Annotated in this window: 12 protein-coding genes; 2 read left to right on the plus strand and 10 right to left on the minus strand. The window is 73.5% G+C overall.

Translation table 11 applies throughout. The features are described from left to right. Positions 1-2: 2 nt before the first annotated feature. Genes ACIGW4_RS12120 through ACIGW4_RS12165 form a run of 10 tightly spaced genes read right to left on the minus strand, consistent with a single transcriptional unit; the run spans position 3 to position 9,882 of the window. Complete coding sequence (locus ACIGW4_RS12120; RefSeq protein WP_399579993.1) at positions 3-1,493, minus strand: NADH-quinone oxidoreductase subunit N; 1,491 nt, start codon at positions 1,491-1,493, stop codon at positions 3-5. Then, positions 1,490-3,043, minus strand: a complete 1,554-nt coding sequence (locus ACIGW4_RS12125; RefSeq protein WP_399580019.1) for a NuoM family protein — start codon at positions 3,041-3,043, stop codon at positions 1,490-1,492. Before ACIGW4_RS12125 ends, ACIGW4_RS12120 begins: the two co-directional genes overlap by 4 nt. A gap of 27 nt (positions 3,044-3,070) precedes the next feature. Further along, the gene (locus tag ACIGW4_RS12130; protein WP_398710117.1) at positions 3,071-5,050 is read right to left on the minus strand and encodes an NADH-quinone oxidoreductase subunit L; all 1,980 of its coding nucleotides are present in this window, start codon (positions 5,048-5,050) and stop codon (positions 3,071-3,073) included. Continuing rightward, entirely contained in the window at positions 5,047-5,388 is a 342-nt protein-coding gene (gene nuoK, locus ACIGW4_RS12135; RefSeq protein WP_093874583.1) for an NADH-quinone oxidoreductase subunit NuoK, read from the minus strand. Before nuoK ends, ACIGW4_RS12130 begins: the two co-directional genes overlap by 4 nt. Continuing rightward, positions 5,388-5,957, minus strand: coding sequence for an NADH-quinone oxidoreductase subunit J (locus ACIGW4_RS12140; RefSeq protein WP_123454578.1), 570 nt, complete (start codon positions 5,955-5,957; stop codon positions 5,388-5,390). The genes nuoK and ACIGW4_RS12140 overlap by 1 nt, the downstream gene beginning before the upstream one ends. Continuing rightward, entirely contained in the window at positions 5,954-6,526 is a 573-nt protein-coding gene (locus ACIGW4_RS12145; protein WP_123454576.1) for an NADH-quinone oxidoreductase subunit I, read from the minus strand. The genes ACIGW4_RS12140 and ACIGW4_RS12145 overlap by 4 nt, the downstream gene beginning before the upstream one ends. Then, entirely contained in the window at positions 6,526-7,494 is a 969-nt protein-coding gene (locus ACIGW4_RS12150) for a complex I subunit 1 family protein (RefSeq protein WP_123454574.1), read from the minus strand. Before ACIGW4_RS12150 ends, ACIGW4_RS12145 begins: the two co-directional genes overlap by 1 nt. Continuing rightward, positions 7,491-8,891, minus strand: coding sequence for an NADH-quinone oxidoreductase subunit C (locus ACIGW4_RS12155; protein WP_399579997.1), 1,401 nt, complete (start codon positions 8,889-8,891; stop codon positions 7,491-7,493). The genes ACIGW4_RS12150 and ACIGW4_RS12155 overlap by 4 nt, the downstream gene beginning before the upstream one ends. Continuing rightward, positions 8,888-9,463 (minus strand): NADH-quinone oxidoreductase subunit B, encoded by a 576-nt coding sequence (locus ACIGW4_RS12160; protein WP_123454570.1) that lies wholly within the window; start codon positions 9,461-9,463, stop codon positions 8,888-8,890. Before ACIGW4_RS12160 ends, ACIGW4_RS12155 begins: the two co-directional genes overlap by 4 nt. Beyond that, complete coding sequence (locus ACIGW4_RS12165; RefSeq protein WP_123454568.1) at positions 9,454-9,882, minus strand: NADH-quinone oxidoreductase subunit A; 429 nt, start codon at positions 9,880-9,882, stop codon at positions 9,454-9,456. Before ACIGW4_RS12165 ends, ACIGW4_RS12160 begins: the two co-directional genes overlap by 10 nt. A 402-nt stretch (positions 9,883-10,284) precedes the next feature. Here ACIGW4_RS12165 and ACIGW4_RS12170 point away from each other — a divergent pair, with 402 nt between their 5' ends. Together ACIGW4_RS12170 and ACIGW4_RS12175 are read left to right on the plus strand one after the other, a co-directional pair. Further along, entirely contained in the window at positions 10,285-11,448 is a 1,164-nt protein-coding gene (locus ACIGW4_RS12170; protein ID WP_398710112.1) for a sensor histidine kinase, read from the plus strand. Between the two features lie 159 nt (positions 11,449-11,607). Then, a complete protein-coding gene (locus tag ACIGW4_RS12175) occupies positions 11,608-12,894 on the plus strand; it encodes a sensor histidine kinase (RefSeq protein WP_398710110.1) in 1,287 nt (428 codons plus the stop codon). Positions 12,895-13,061: the final 167 nt, after the last annotated feature.

Here is a 13,061-nt window from a genome sequence, read left to right on the forward strand (position 1 = left end):
GGTCAGAACAGGGTCGTCGCCGCGAAGTGGAGGGCGAACTGCGGGTAGCCCGACAGCACGGCCCCGGCGGTGGCGGTCAGCACGATCGCCAGGGTGACCGGCACGGGGGCCTTGTGCGTGACGGGGGCGCCCTCCGGCGCGCGGAAGAGCAGGGCCGTCCAGCGCAGGTAGTAGTAGAGCGCGATCACGACGTTGACGCCCATGACCACGGCCAGCCACCCGAGGCCCGCGTCGACGGCCGCCGAGAAGACGGTCACCTTGGCGAAGAGGCCGATGATACCCGGGGGCAAACCGGCCAGATTCAGGAGGAAGAACCCGAGCGCGAGGGCCGTGGCGGGGCTGGCGGCGTACAGGCCCCGGTAGTCCGCGATCCGGTTCTCGGGATGGGCGCGGGCGACGAGCGCGACGACCGCGAAGGCGCCGAGGTTCACGACGGCGTACATCAGGGCGTACGCGACGGTGGCGCCGATCTGGTCGTCGCTGGAGTACGCGGCGGCCGCGATCGGCACCAGGAGGTAGCCGGCCTGGGCGACGGAGGACCAGGCGAGGAGCCGTACCGCGCTCCACGCGCGCGTGGGGACCTGGCGGAGGGCGGCGACGTTGCCCGCGGTCATGGTGAGCGCGGCGAGGACGGCGAGCGCCGGGCCCCACACGTCCGCGTACGACGGGAAGGCGACGACGGTCACCAGGACGAGGCCGGTGAACCCGACGGCCTTGCCGACGACGGAGAGGTAGGCGGCGACGGGCAGCGGGGCGCCGACGTAGGTGTCGGGGACCCAGAAGTGGAAGGGGACTGCGGCCGTCTTGAAGGCGAAGCCGACGAGGGTGAGGGCGACGCCGGCCTCGGCGAGGGTCTGGAGCTGTCCGGGGACGTCGTCGAGGCGCTGGGCGATCTCCGTGAGGTGGAGGGTGCCGGTCGCCGCGTACACGAAGCTGACGCCGAGGAGGGTGACGGCGGTCGCGGTGACGGAGGAGAGGAAGAACTTGAGCGCGGCCTCGCCGGACATGCGGTCGCCGCGCTTGAGGCCGACGAGCGCGAAGGCCGGGAGCGAGGCCACCTCCAGGGCGACCACGAGGGTCGCCAGGTCCCGCGAGGCGGGCAGCAGGGCGGCGCCGGCGGCGGAGGAGAGCAGCAGGAACCAGTACTCGCCGGCCGGGAGCCTCTCGCGGGTGGCGTCCAGGGAGAGGAGTGCGGTGAGCAGCGCGCCGGCGAAGACGAGCAGCTGGATGACCAGGGTGAAGTGGTCGGCGGTGTAGCTGCACGCCTGGACGCGGGTGTCGGCGGTGAGGCAGAAGGTCTGGCGGTCGCCGGACCGCAGCGGCAGGAGGAGGGCGAGGGCGGCGGTGAGGCCGCCGATCGCGGTCCAGCCGAGGAGCTGCTTGCGCTCCTCGGGGACGAAGAGGTCGGCGACGAGGACGACGAGCGCGACCGCGGCGGTGAGGGTCGGGGGCGCGATCGTGAGCCAGTCGACGGACTGGACGAGGGACGTCATCGGGGGCCTCCCGCGAGGAGCTGCTGGACGGCCGGGTCGGTGAGGCCGAGGAGGACGGCGGGCCAGAGTCCGGCGAGGACGGTGAGGGCGGCGAGCGGGGTCCAGGCGGCGAACTCGTACCCCTGGACGTCGGCGATGGCCGTCTCCCCGGCGGGTCGCGGGCCACCCATGCAGACGCGGCGGACGACGACGAGGAGGTAGGCGGCGGTGAGGAGGGTGCCGAAGGCGCCGATCGCCATGAAGGTGAGGAAGGCGGGGCGGCTGAGCCCGGCGGCCGGGTCGAAGGCGCCGAAGAGGGCGAGCATCTCGCCCCAGAAGCCGGCGAGGCCGGGCAGTCCGAGGGAGGCGACTGCGGCGAAGGCGAGGAGGGCGCCGAGGCGGGGGGCGCGGCCGTAGAGGGCGGCGCCGGTGGCTCCGGCGAGGGTGTCGAGGTCGGCGGTGCCGTACCGGTCCTTGACGGCGCCGACCAGGAAGAAGAGCAGGCCGGTGATGAGGCCGTGGGCGATGTTGGCGAAGAGCGCGCCGTTGACGCCGGTGGGGGTCATGGTGGCGATGCCGAGGAGCACGAAGCCCATGTGGCCGACGGAGGAGTACGCGATGAGGCGCTTGAGGTCGCCCTTGTTGCCGGGTTTGGCGAGGGCGAGACAGGCGAGCGATCCGTAGACGATCCCGGCGACGGCGAAGGCGGCGAGGTACGGGGCGAAGGTCCGCATGCCGTCGGGGGCGATCGGCAGGACGATCCGGACGAATCCGTACGTGCCCATCTTGAGCAGGACGCCGGCGAGGAGGACGGAGCCGACGGTCGGGGCGGCGGTGTGGGCGTCCGGGAGCCAGCTGTGGAGCGGCCACATCGGGGTCTTCACGGCCAGTCCGAGACCGATCGCGAGAATGGCGATGACCTGCACGGACGTGGTCAGTCCACGGCCGTTGTCGGTGGCGAGTGCCACCATGTCGAACGTGCCCGCCTTCACGCCGATGAGGAGCAGGCCGAGCAGCATGACGACGGAGCCGAGCAGCGTGTAGAGGATGAACTTCCAGGCGGCGGCCTGCCTGCCCTCGCCGCCCCAGCGGGCGATGAGGAAGTACATCGGGATGAGGACCGTCTCGAAGGCCAGGAAGAACAGGACGAGGTCGAGGACGGCGAAGGTGGCGAGGGTGCCGGACTCCAGGACGAGCAGGAGCGCGACGAAGGCCTTGGGGGAAGGCCCGCTCGGCATCTTGAAGTAGCTGTACAGCGCGCAGAGGAAGGTCAGCAGCGCGGTCAGGACCAGGAGGGGGAGGGAGATGCCGTCGACACCGAGGTGGATGCGCACGTCGAGTGCCCTGATCCAGCTGATGTCCGTCGTGGCCTGCATCGTCGACGGGTGGTCGTGGTCGAAGCCGAGGGCGAGGACGATCGCGGCCAGCAGGACGGCGCCGGTGACGGTGACGCCGTGGCGGAGCACGGCCTGGTCGGGTGACTTCCCCTTCAGCCCGGGCGGGGCCGGGAGAAGAGCGGCGGCGGCGCCGGCCAGCGGGCCGACGACGATCAACGCGAGAAGGAACTGCATCACGGATTCGCTGATATCGATCACGGCTCACGCTCCGGCGACGGCGTTGGCGAGGGCGACGGCGACGATCGCCAGGACGACGGAGCCGGCGAGCAGGGCGCTCAGGTAGGTCTGGACGTTGCCGGTCTGGGCGCGGCGGACGAGCCATCCGAGGCCCTTCGCGCCGTTCCCCGCGGCTCGTACGTAGGTGTCGACGACCTCGCGGTCCAGGAAGCGGACCAGGGAGGCGGCGGCGAGTACGGGGCGGACGAAGGCGGTCCGGTAGACGGCGTCCAGGTGGAAGCCGTCGGCGGCCGGCCCGTGCAGCGGTCCCAGGAGGGCGCGGCCGGGGTCGGCCGGGTCCTCGGCGGGGTGCGGCAGGTGCAGCGCCTCGGCCTCGACAAGCCCGGCCTCGGCGTCGGGGTGGGCGACGTGCGGGGTGGCGACCGGGGCCGGGGTGCGGGCGGCGAGGGTGCGCCAGACCGCGTAGGTGACGACGGCTCCGGCGGCGGCGAGACCGGTGCCGAGGACGGCGGTGGTCAGCGTCGGGGTCAGAGGGTGCCCGTCGAACCAGTCGTCGAGGTACGTGACGGTCAGGCCGAAGCCGAGGGAGGGGATCGCGAGGACCCACAGGACGCTCGTCATGGCGATCGGCTGGCGGCCGTGGTCCGGGGCCTCGGGGCCGCGGCCGCGGAAGGTCCGCAGCCAGAGGCGGAGCGCGTACGCGGCGGTCAGCAGGGCCGTGAGCAGGCCTGCGACGAGGACGATCCAGCCGGCCCCGGCGGGGGCGACGTCCCGCTCGCCGAGGGCGGTGTGCTCGGCGGCCACGAGGACGGCTTCCTTGGAGAAGAAGCCGGCGAAGGGCGGGACCGCGGCGAGCGCGAGGAGGGCGACGGTCATCGTCCAGTACGCGTCGGGGATGCGCTTCGCGAGGCCGCTCATGCGGGACATGGCAGTGAGCGAGTTCGTGCCGGCGGCGTGGATGACCGCGCCGGCGGCGAGGAAGAGGAGCGCCTTGAACGCGGCGTGGGAGAGGAGGTGGAAGACGGCGGCCCCGCGGTCGCCGACGGCGAGGGCGCCGGCCATGTAGCCGAGCTGGCCGATCGTCGAGTAGGCGAGGACCCGCTTGATGTCGTCCTGGGCGAGCGCGGCGAGCGCCGAGCCGACCATCGTGATCGCGGCCATCACGGCGAGGACGGTCATCGCGGCGGCGGAGGCGGCGAAGACCGGGAGGAGCCGGGCCGTGAAGTAGATGCCGGCGGCGACCATCGTCGCCGCGTGGATGAGCGCGGAGACGGGGGTGGGGCCGGCCATGGCGTCCGGGAGCCAGGTGTGGAGCGGGAACTGCGCGGACTTGCCGGCGACGCCGGCGAGCAGCAGCAGCGCGATCAGGGTGGGGTGGTCGAGGCCGCCGCTCGCGACGGCGCCGAGGACGCCCGTGATCCGGAACGTGCCCGCGTCGGCGGCGAGCGCGAAGAGGCCGATGAGGAAGGGGACGTCGCCGAGCTTGGTGACGAGGAAGGCCTTCAGGGAGGCGGACCGGGCCTCGGGGGTCTCCCAGTAGTGGCCGACGAGGAAGTACGAGCAGATGCCCATGATCTCCCAGCCGACCAGGAGCACCATCAGGTCGCCGGAGTAGACGACGAGGAGCATCGCGGAGGTGAAGAGGGAGACGAGCGCGGCGTACGAGGGGTAGCGCGGGTCGTCGCGGAGGTAGCCGGTCGAGTAGATCTGCACGCAGGTGGCGACGGTGCCGACGAGGACGGCGACGAGGGCGGCGAACCCGTCGATGTGGAGGCTCAGATCGATGGGGACCGAGCCGGTCGGGGTGAGCTGGGTGGTGGCGTCGATCGCCCTGCCCCCGCCCTGGCGGGCGGCGACGAGGGCGGCCAGGACTGCGGCGGCGAGCGTCGGCAGCACGGCCAGCGGGCGGACGAAGCCGGGCGCGGTCCGGCCGAGCAGGAGTCCGGTGGCGGAGCCGAGGAAGGGGAGGAGGGGGACGAGGACGGCGAGGGTGGTCGTGGTCACGCGGCGGCCTCGGCCTTCTCCTCGGCGGACGGCTGTTCCTTGGTGTCGCGCAGGCGGTCGACGTCCGAGGTGCCGCGGTTGCGGTGGACCATCAGGACGATGGCGAGACCGATGCCGATCTCCGCGGCGGCGACGGCGATGGTGAAGAGGGTGAGGGCCTGGCCGGCGTGGAGGGTGTCACGGAGCCAGACGTCGAAGGCGACCAGGTTGAGGTTGACGGCGTTGAGCATGAGCTCGACGGACATCAGGACCAGGATCGCGTTGCGGCGGGCGAGGACGCCGTAGAGGCCGACGGCGAAGAGGAGGGCGGCGAGGACGGCCGGGTAGGCGAGGTGCATCAGCGCTCGTCCTCCTTCTTCTTCCGGGAGAGGACGATCGCGCCGACGAGGGCGGCGAGGAGCAGCACGGACAGCGCCTCGAAGGGCAGCACCCAGTGCCGGAAGAGGATCTGGCCGGTCACGTCGGTGGAGCCCTGGGCGGGCCCGTCCAGATCGATCCAGGTCGTGCGGAACGCGTCGACGACGACCCAGACGAGGGCGGCCGCGGCGGCCAGGGCGACGGCGAGGGCGACCGGCCGGTTGCCGGAGTCGGCGTCCGGGGAGCGGCCGATGGGGGCCTTGGTGAGCATGAGACCGAAGAGGAGGAGGACGACGACGGAACCGACGTAGATCAGGACCTGGACCCAGGCGATGAACTCGGCGGTCAGGAGGAGGTACTCGACGGCCAGCCCGCCGAGCGCCACGACCAGCCAGAGGGCGGCGTGCACCAGCTGGCGGGTGGTGACGGTGACGAGGGCGGCGCCGAGGGTGGCGAGGCCGACGAGGACGAAGGCGATCTCGACGCCGGTGGGCGAGAGGAAGCCGTGGGCTGCCGCTGTCGCCGCTGTTGTTGTCGCTGCGAGGGTCACTGCTGGTCCTCCTGGGCCTCGGCCTGGGCGGCCTGGGCCTCGGCGGCCGCCTGGGCGGCGGCCTTCTCCGCCGCCTTGCGGGCCGCGGCGATCTCCTTCGGCTCCTCCGCTCGCGGGTCGAGCGCGGGCGGCTCGGGGACCGTCCACATCCACTCGCGGAGCTTGTCGCGCTCGTGGGTGAGCTCGTGGATGTCGGTCTCCGCGTACTCGAACTCGGGCGACCAGAACAGCGCGTCGAAGGGGCAGACCTCGATGCAGATGCCGCAGTACATGCAGAGCGAGAAGTCGATGGCGAAGCGGTCGAGGACGTTCCGGCTGCGCTCGCGGCCGCCGGGGGCGGCGGGCGGCACCGTCTCCTTGTGGGAGTCGATGTAGATGCACCAGTCGGGGCACTCACGGGCGCAGAGCATGCAGACCGTGCAGTTCTCCTCGAACAGGCCGATGACCCCGCGGGTGCGGGGCGGCAGCTCGGGCTGCACGTCCGGGTACTGCGCGGTGACGGTCTTGCGCGTCATCGTGCGGAGCGTGACGGCGAGGCCCTTGGCGAGGCCGGAGCCGGGGATGGGCATTACTGGATCGCCACCTTCACGATGCCGGTGAGCGCGATCTGCGCGAGCGCGAGCGGGACGAGGGTCGTCCAGGCGAGCTTCTGCAGCTGGTCCTCGCGCAGGCGCGGGTAGCTCACCCGCAGCCAGATCACGACGAACGCGAGGACGGCCGTCTTCAGCAGGGTCCAGACCCAGCCGAGGCCGTCGGCGCCGAAGGGGCCGTGCCAGCCGCCGAGGAAGAGGACGGTGGTGAGACCGCAGAGGACGACGATGCCCGCGTACTCGGCGAGCAGGAAGAGCGCGAAGCGGAGACCGGTGTACTCGGTGTACGCGCCGAAGATGATCTCCGAGTCGGCGACGGGCATGTCGAACGGCGGGCGCTGGAGCTCGGCGAGCCCCGCGGTGAAGAACACCAGCGCGCCGACGATCTGCCAGGGCACCCACCACCACGCGAAGGCGTTCAGGATGCCCGGGAGCGAGACGGTGCCGGCGGCCATCGCGACGGACGCGGCGGCGAGCAGCATCGGCAGCTCGTACGCGAGGAGCTGGGCGGCCGTGCGGAGGCCGCCGAGCAGGGAGAACTTGTTCGCCGAGGCCCAGCCGGCCATGAGGCTGCCGAGGACGCCGACGCCCATGACGGCGAGCACGAAGAAGACGCCGGCGTCGACGACCTGCCCGACGGCGCCTTCGCTCGGCCCGATCGGGATCGCGAGGAGGACGAGCAGGTACGGGAGGAGGGCGACGGCCGGTGCGAGCTGGAAGATCCGCCGGTCCGCGTTCTCCGGGACCACGTCCTCCTTCTGCGCGAACTTCACGCCGTCGGCGACGAGCTGGGCCCAGCCGTGGAAGCCGCCCGCGTACATGGGGCCGAGACGGCCCTGCATGTGGGCCATGACCTTGTGCTCGGTCTGCCCGACGACGAGCGGCAGCACGAGGAAGCACACGAAGACGACGACCAGCCGGAGGGCGACGTCGAGTACGTCGTTCACGCGGGATCGCCTCCGGCGGTGTCGGTGGGGGTGTCGGTGCCGCCCCGCCCTGCGGGCGGCTCGGCGTCGGCTCCTTCGCCCGAGCCGGCGGCACGGACGTTCTTGGACCCGGGGGCCCGGGGGCCCGCCGGGGCGTCGGGCTCGGGGGCGTCCGGCTCGGGGACCGGGGTGCCTTCCGGGGCCGGGGCCTCGGGCTCGGGGGCCGGGGTGGCCGCCGGAGCCTGAGGCTCGGGCTCGGCAGCCGGAGTGGCCTCCGAAGCCGGTGTCTCAGGGCCGGGGGCCTGAGGGGCCGTCGGCGCGGGGGGTTCCGTTGCGGACGGCGTGGCCGGGGGTGGCGTCTCGTCGTCGAAGGCCGGGCGGGCGTGGTGCCACGGGGCGTCCGAGCTGCGGGTACGCGGAGTGGCGGCCGCCGCGCGGGGCGCGGGGCCGGTCGTGTCCGGGATCGACTGGCCACCGGCCTCCGGGGCCGCCTGGCTCGCCGAGCCGTCCGCCGCCGAGCGGGAACGGCGCGGCGGGCGGGCCGAGGCCTCCGGGGCTGTGTCCGCTTCCGGGGACGTGCCCGGCTCCGGGGTCGTCTGGCTCGCCGAGCCGTCCGCGGCCGAGCGGGAGCGGCGCGGCGGACGGGCCGCCGGGGCGTCCGGCGCGCCGGGCTCGGCGGCGCCCTGGCTCGCCGAGCCCTCCGACGCCGAGCGGGAACGCCGTACCGGAGCAGCCGACTCCGCGGCCGCCTGGCTCGCCGAGCCCTCCGTGGCCGTGCGGGTGCGGCGGACCGGGCGGTCGCCGGCCGCCGCGCGGGCGGGGCGGGCGGGGGCCGGCGGGAGCTGGCCCTTGAGGGGGCCCCACTCGTTGGGGTCCGGGACGCCCGGCGGAAGCATCTGGCGGCGCTTGGGACCGCCGCCGTCGTGCGACTCGCCCGGCTCCTTCGCGCCCGGCCACGCCTTGGCGACCCGGGCCGCCAGGACGAAGTCCTTGCGGAGCGGGTGGCCCTCGAAGTTCTCGGGGAGCAGGAGGGGGACGAGGTGCGGATGGCCCTCGAAGGCCACGCCGAACATCTCGTGCGTCTCGCGCTCGTGCCAGCCCGCGCCCGCGTACACACCGATCGCCGTCGGCAGGACGGGGGCCTCGTGGAGCACCGTCGTGCGCAGCAGGAGCCGCTTCGGAGCCCCCTCCCCCAGCGCCACGACGTGCGCGCAGACGCGGAAGCCCGTGCCCGGCTCGTCCACGGCGCTCAGCCAGTCGAAGTACGTGCAGCCGAGGGCGTCCCTGGCGGTCTCGAGCGCCGTGAGCCAGGCCGACGGGGGGACGTCGACGGTCAGCAGGTCGTACGCCTGCTCCGCCGTCGCCTCCTCGCCGAAGATCTCCGTCACGGCGTCGGGGAGGGAGTCGTAGGCGGTCATGCCGTGCCTCCCGGCCGCTCGACCAGGGGGCTCGTCAGCTGGGAGACCGTGGCGGCGGTGGCGTACCGCTCGGCCAGGCTCTCCCGGGCGATCTTCTCCTGGAGCTTGAGGATGCCCTGGAGCAGCGCTTCGGGGCGCGGCGGGCAGCCCGGCACGTAGACGTCCACCGGGATGATCTGGTCGACGCCCTTGGTGACGGAGTACGAGTCCCAGTACGGGCCGCCGCAGTTCGAGCAGGCGCCGAAGGAGATGACGTACTTCGGCTCCGGCATCTGCTCGTACAGACGCTTCACCGCCGGCGCCATCTTGTCCGTCACCGTGCCCGAGACGATCATCAGGTCGGCCTGGCGCGGGCCCGGCGCGAAGGGGATCACGCCGAGCCGGATGAAGTCGTGCCGGGCCATGGACGCGGCGATGAACTCGATCGCGCAGCAGGCGAGGCCGAAGTTGAAGACCCACAGGCTGTAGCGGCGGCCCCAGTTCAGGACCACCTTCATCGGCTCGGGGGCCAGGCGGGCGAGCGGCCCCAGCTTCGGAGCGGGCAGGGACACGGGTCCAGGTGTTACGTCCATGCCAGGACGCCCTTCTTGTACGCGTAGAGCAGCCCCACAGCCAGGAAGCCGAGGAAGACGAACATCTCGACCAGGGTCGTGGCGCCGTACCCGGGCGCGGCGAAGACCGTCGCCCAGGGGAAGAGGAAGATCGAGTCGACGGCGAAGATGACGTAGAGGAAGGCGTACACGTAGTAGCGCACCTGGGTGTGGGCCCAGCCCTCCCCCACGGGGTCGACACCGCACTCGTAGGTGAGGAGCTTCTCGGGCGTCGGCACGACGGGCCTCAGCAGCCGGTTGGCCGAGAAGGCCACGGCGACGAAGAGCACGCCGACGACGGCGAGCACGCCGACGACGGAGTACGTCTGGAAGTAGTCCGCCGCGTCGGCCGCGACAACGGTCGGTTCCCGCACGTCCGCCCCTCGGTCTCGGTGTCTCATGAGTCACTTCTGTACGGACGCGAGTCTAGGCCCTGCTAAAGGGACCGTAAGCAGGCGCGGGTGCCTTCGCGGATGCCTCACCGGCGGCTCCGCGGTTGCCTCGTCAGTAGCTTCGCGGGGGCCCGGGGGTGACGTGACGGCGGCTGGGCCGGCGCCACGCGAGGACTCCTCCTGTACCTCGCGACGGCTCCTCCCGTACCTCGCGAGGGCTCTTGCCGCGCCTCGTGGTGGCTCTTCCCGCGCCTCGCGGCGACTGCGCCGGGACCTAGCGGTGGCTGTGCCGGTGCCTCGCGGTGGCTGTGCCGGTACCTCGCGATCGGTTCCCCGGTGGGGATATCCCCCCTCCCGCTCACCCACCTCCCCCATGGCGTCGCGCCGCCCCCGACCGGCAGTCTGGGGGTCATGAGCGCCGATCTTGATTCCGCCGAGACGTCCCGTCCGCCGCTGCGGCTCGCCTACGGGAAGGAGACCTGGAAGGAGATCGCCTTCCTCCTCTCCAACCTCTTCACGGCACTGGCCGGTTTCGTCTACGCGGTCGTGACCGTCTCCGTCGGCGTGGGCCTCTCCGTCACCGTGATCGGGCTGCCGCTGCTCGCCCTCGGCCTCGGCGGCGCCCGGCTCATCGGCCGGTCGGAGCGGGCGCGGGCCCGCGCGCTGCTCGGGGTGGAGGTCGCCGAGCCCTCCCCGCCGCCGCGGCACCGCGGCTTCTTCGGCTGGCTGTGGGCCTCGCTGAAGGACCCGGTGGCCTGGCGGACCCAGCTGTACGGGCTGATCCGGCTGCCCTGGGGGATCCTGACGTTCACCGTCGCGCTCGTCTCGCTCTTCGTCCTCTGGCCCGTCCTGCCCTTCCTGGCCCGCGGCCTGGCCGGCGCCGACCGGGGCATGGTCCGGGGGCTGCTCTCGCCCTCCGACGAGCTGGAGCGGCGGATCGCCGAGCTGGAGTCGGACCGGGGCGTCGTCGTCGACACCGCCGCCGCCGACCTGCGACGCATCGAGCGCGACCTGCACGACGGCGCGCAGGCCCGGCTCGTGGCCCTCGCCATGGGCCTCGGCCTCGCCAAGGAGAAGCTGCTGGAGGACCCGGAGGCCGCCGCGGCGATGGTCGACGAGGCGCACGGCGAGGTGAAGCTCGCCCTCCAGGAGCTGCGGGACCTCGCCCGGGGCATCCACCCGGCGGTCCTCACCGACCGGGGCCTGGGCGCCGCCCTCTCCTCCGTCTCCGCGCGCTGCACGGTGCCGGTGAAGGTGAACGTGGACCTGGCCGAGCGGCCGGCCGAGGCGATCGAGGGCATCGCGTACTTCACCGTGTCCGAACTCCTCCAGAACGTCTCCAAGCACGCGCGCGCCCGGTCCGCCTCCGTGGACGCCTGGCGGGCCGGGGACCGGCTGATGCTCCAGGTGCGCGACGACGGGGCCGGCGGGGCGCGACTCGACGGCGGTACGGGGCTCGCCGGGCTCGCGGAGCGGCTCGGCGCGGTCGACGGGGTGCTCGTCCTCGACTCCCCCGAGGGCGGTCCGACGACGGTCACGGCGGAGCTGCCGTGGCGTTCCCGGCCGGGGGCCTGACGGGGAGGTGGGGAAAACCCCCGCCCGCAGACGCCCACCCGCCTCATGGTCCGGCGGGGCGCGGGACGGAACGCTGGAACACGTACCGCCCGCCCCTCCGAACAGGGCCTCCGGGCAAAGCCGCCGAGCAGGGTCTCCGAGCAGAGAAGGAACACCGCGATGGCCTCCCACCGACTCCCCGCCGCGATCCGCGCGCCGTTCGAGGCCCGCACCTGGCGCGCCTTCCTGTACGTGCTGATCGGGCTGCCGCTGAGTGTCTGCTGGTTCGCGCTCTCCGTCGCCTTCGCGTCGGCCGGCGCCGGACTGCTCATCACCTTCCTCGGCGTGCCGGTCCTGGCCGGGACGCTCGCGATGTGCCGGGGCTTCGGCGCGGTCGAGCGGGCCCGGGCGCGCGGGCTGCTCGACCTCGACGTGGCCGCGCCGGAGCCGGTGCGCGGCCGGACCGGCGGGGCGTTCTCGTGGATGGGCGCCATGCTGAAGAGCGGCGCGTCGTGGCGGCACCTGCTGTACGCGGTCCTGCACATGCCGTGGGCGGTGTTCTCCTTCTCCGTCACGGTGGCGCTGTGGAGCTGGGGCTGGAGCCTCTTCACGTATCCGCTGTGGCAGTGGGTCTTCCCCCTGTGGGCGGGGCAGGAAGGACTCCAGCTGTACGGCGACCGGAACCACGCCTTCTACCTCGACTCGCCCTTCGAACTGGCCGTGACCAGCCTGATCGGGCTCGTGTTCGTCCTCGCCGGGCCGTGGGTGCTGCGCGGGTTCGTCTCCGTCGACCGGCTCCTCGTCTCCGGGCTCCTCGGCCCGTCCCGGCTGGCCTCCCGCGTCACCGAGCTGGAGTCGGACCGGGGCGTCGTCGTCGACACCGCCGCCGCCGACCTGCGGCGCATCGAGCGCGACCTGCACGACGGCGCGCAGGCCCGGCTCGCCGCGCTCGCCATGGACCTGGGGCTCGCCAAGGAGAAGCTGGCGCGGGACCCGCGGGCGGCGGCGGTACTCGTCGACGAGGCGCACGGCGAGGTCAAGCTCGCCCTCCAGGAGCTGCGGGACCTCGCCCGGGGCATCCACCCGGCGGTCCTCACCGACCGGGGGCTCGACGCGGCGCTGTCGGCGGTGGCCTCCCGGTGCGCGGTCCCCGTCTCCGTGGACGTGGACCTGCCGGGGCGGCCGGCGCCGGCGATCGAGGGCATCGCGTACTTCACGGCCTCGGAGCTCCTCCGGAACGTCTCCCGCCACTCGGGCGCGCGGCGCGCGTGGGTGGAGGTGTGGCGCACGGGGGACCGGCTGATGCTCCAGGTGCGGGACGACGGGGTGGGGGGCGCGCGGGTGGGGGCGGGCGGTGGTCTCGCGGACCTTTCGGGGCGGGTGGGGGCGGTGGACGGGGTGCTGGCGGTGGACTCGCCGGGGGGTGGGCCGACGACGGTGACGGCGGAACTGCCCTGGCGCGCGTAACCCCCGCCCACAGGACGCCGCCCCCTCTCTGCGGGCCCGCCCGTGTGGGCCGTGCCCGCCGGGCGGTGCCCACCCCCGTTGTGGGCAGTCGTTCCGCTGGGGCGGAACGGGTGGGCACAACGGACCCGCGCCCTGCCGGCGCCAGAGGCTGTGGTGCCTGGACCCGC

Origin of the sequence: Streptomyces sp. NPDC053513 (assembly GCF_044544765.1) — a bacterium.
Lineage (GTDB): Bacteria > Actinomycetota > Actinomycetes > Streptomycetales > Streptomycetaceae > Streptomyces > Streptomyces litmocidini.

Coding starts and splice junctions, on each gene's coding strand:
- ACIGW4_RS12120 (WP_399579993.1), bottom strand. CDS start 1,493: ATGACGTCCCTCGTCCAGTCCGTCGACTGGCTCACGATCGCGCCCCCG.
- ACIGW4_RS12125 (WP_399580019.1), bottom strand. CDS start 3,043: ATGCAGTTCCTTCTCGCGTTGATCGTCGTCGGCCCGCTGGCCGGCGCC.
- nuoK (WP_093874583.1), bottom strand. CDS start 5,388: ATGCACCTCGCCTACCCGGCCGTCCTCGCCGCCCTCCTCTTCGCCGTC.
- ACIGW4_RS12145 (WP_123454576.1), bottom strand. CDS start 6,526: ATGCCCATCCCCGGCTCCGGCCTCGCCAAGGGCCTCGCCGTCACGCTC.
- ACIGW4_RS12155 (WP_399579997.1), bottom strand. CDS start 8,891: ATGACCGCCTACGACTCCCTCCCCGACGCCGTGACGGAGATCTTCGGC.
- ACIGW4_RS12160 (WP_123454570.1), bottom strand. CDS start 9,463: ATGGACGTAACACCTGGACCCGTGTCCCTGCCCGCTCCGAAGCTGGGG.
- ACIGW4_RS12165 (WP_123454568.1), bottom strand. CDS start 9,882: ATGAGACACCGAGACCGAGGGGCGGACGTGCGGGAACCGACCGTTGTC.
- ACIGW4_RS12170 (WP_398710112.1), top strand. CDS start 10,285: ATGAGCGCCGATCTTGATTCCGCCGAGACGTCCCGTCCGCCGCTGCGG.
- ACIGW4_RS12175 (WP_398710110.1), top strand. CDS start 11,608: ATGGCCTCCCACCGACTCCCCGCCGCGATCCGCGCGCCGTTCGAGGCC.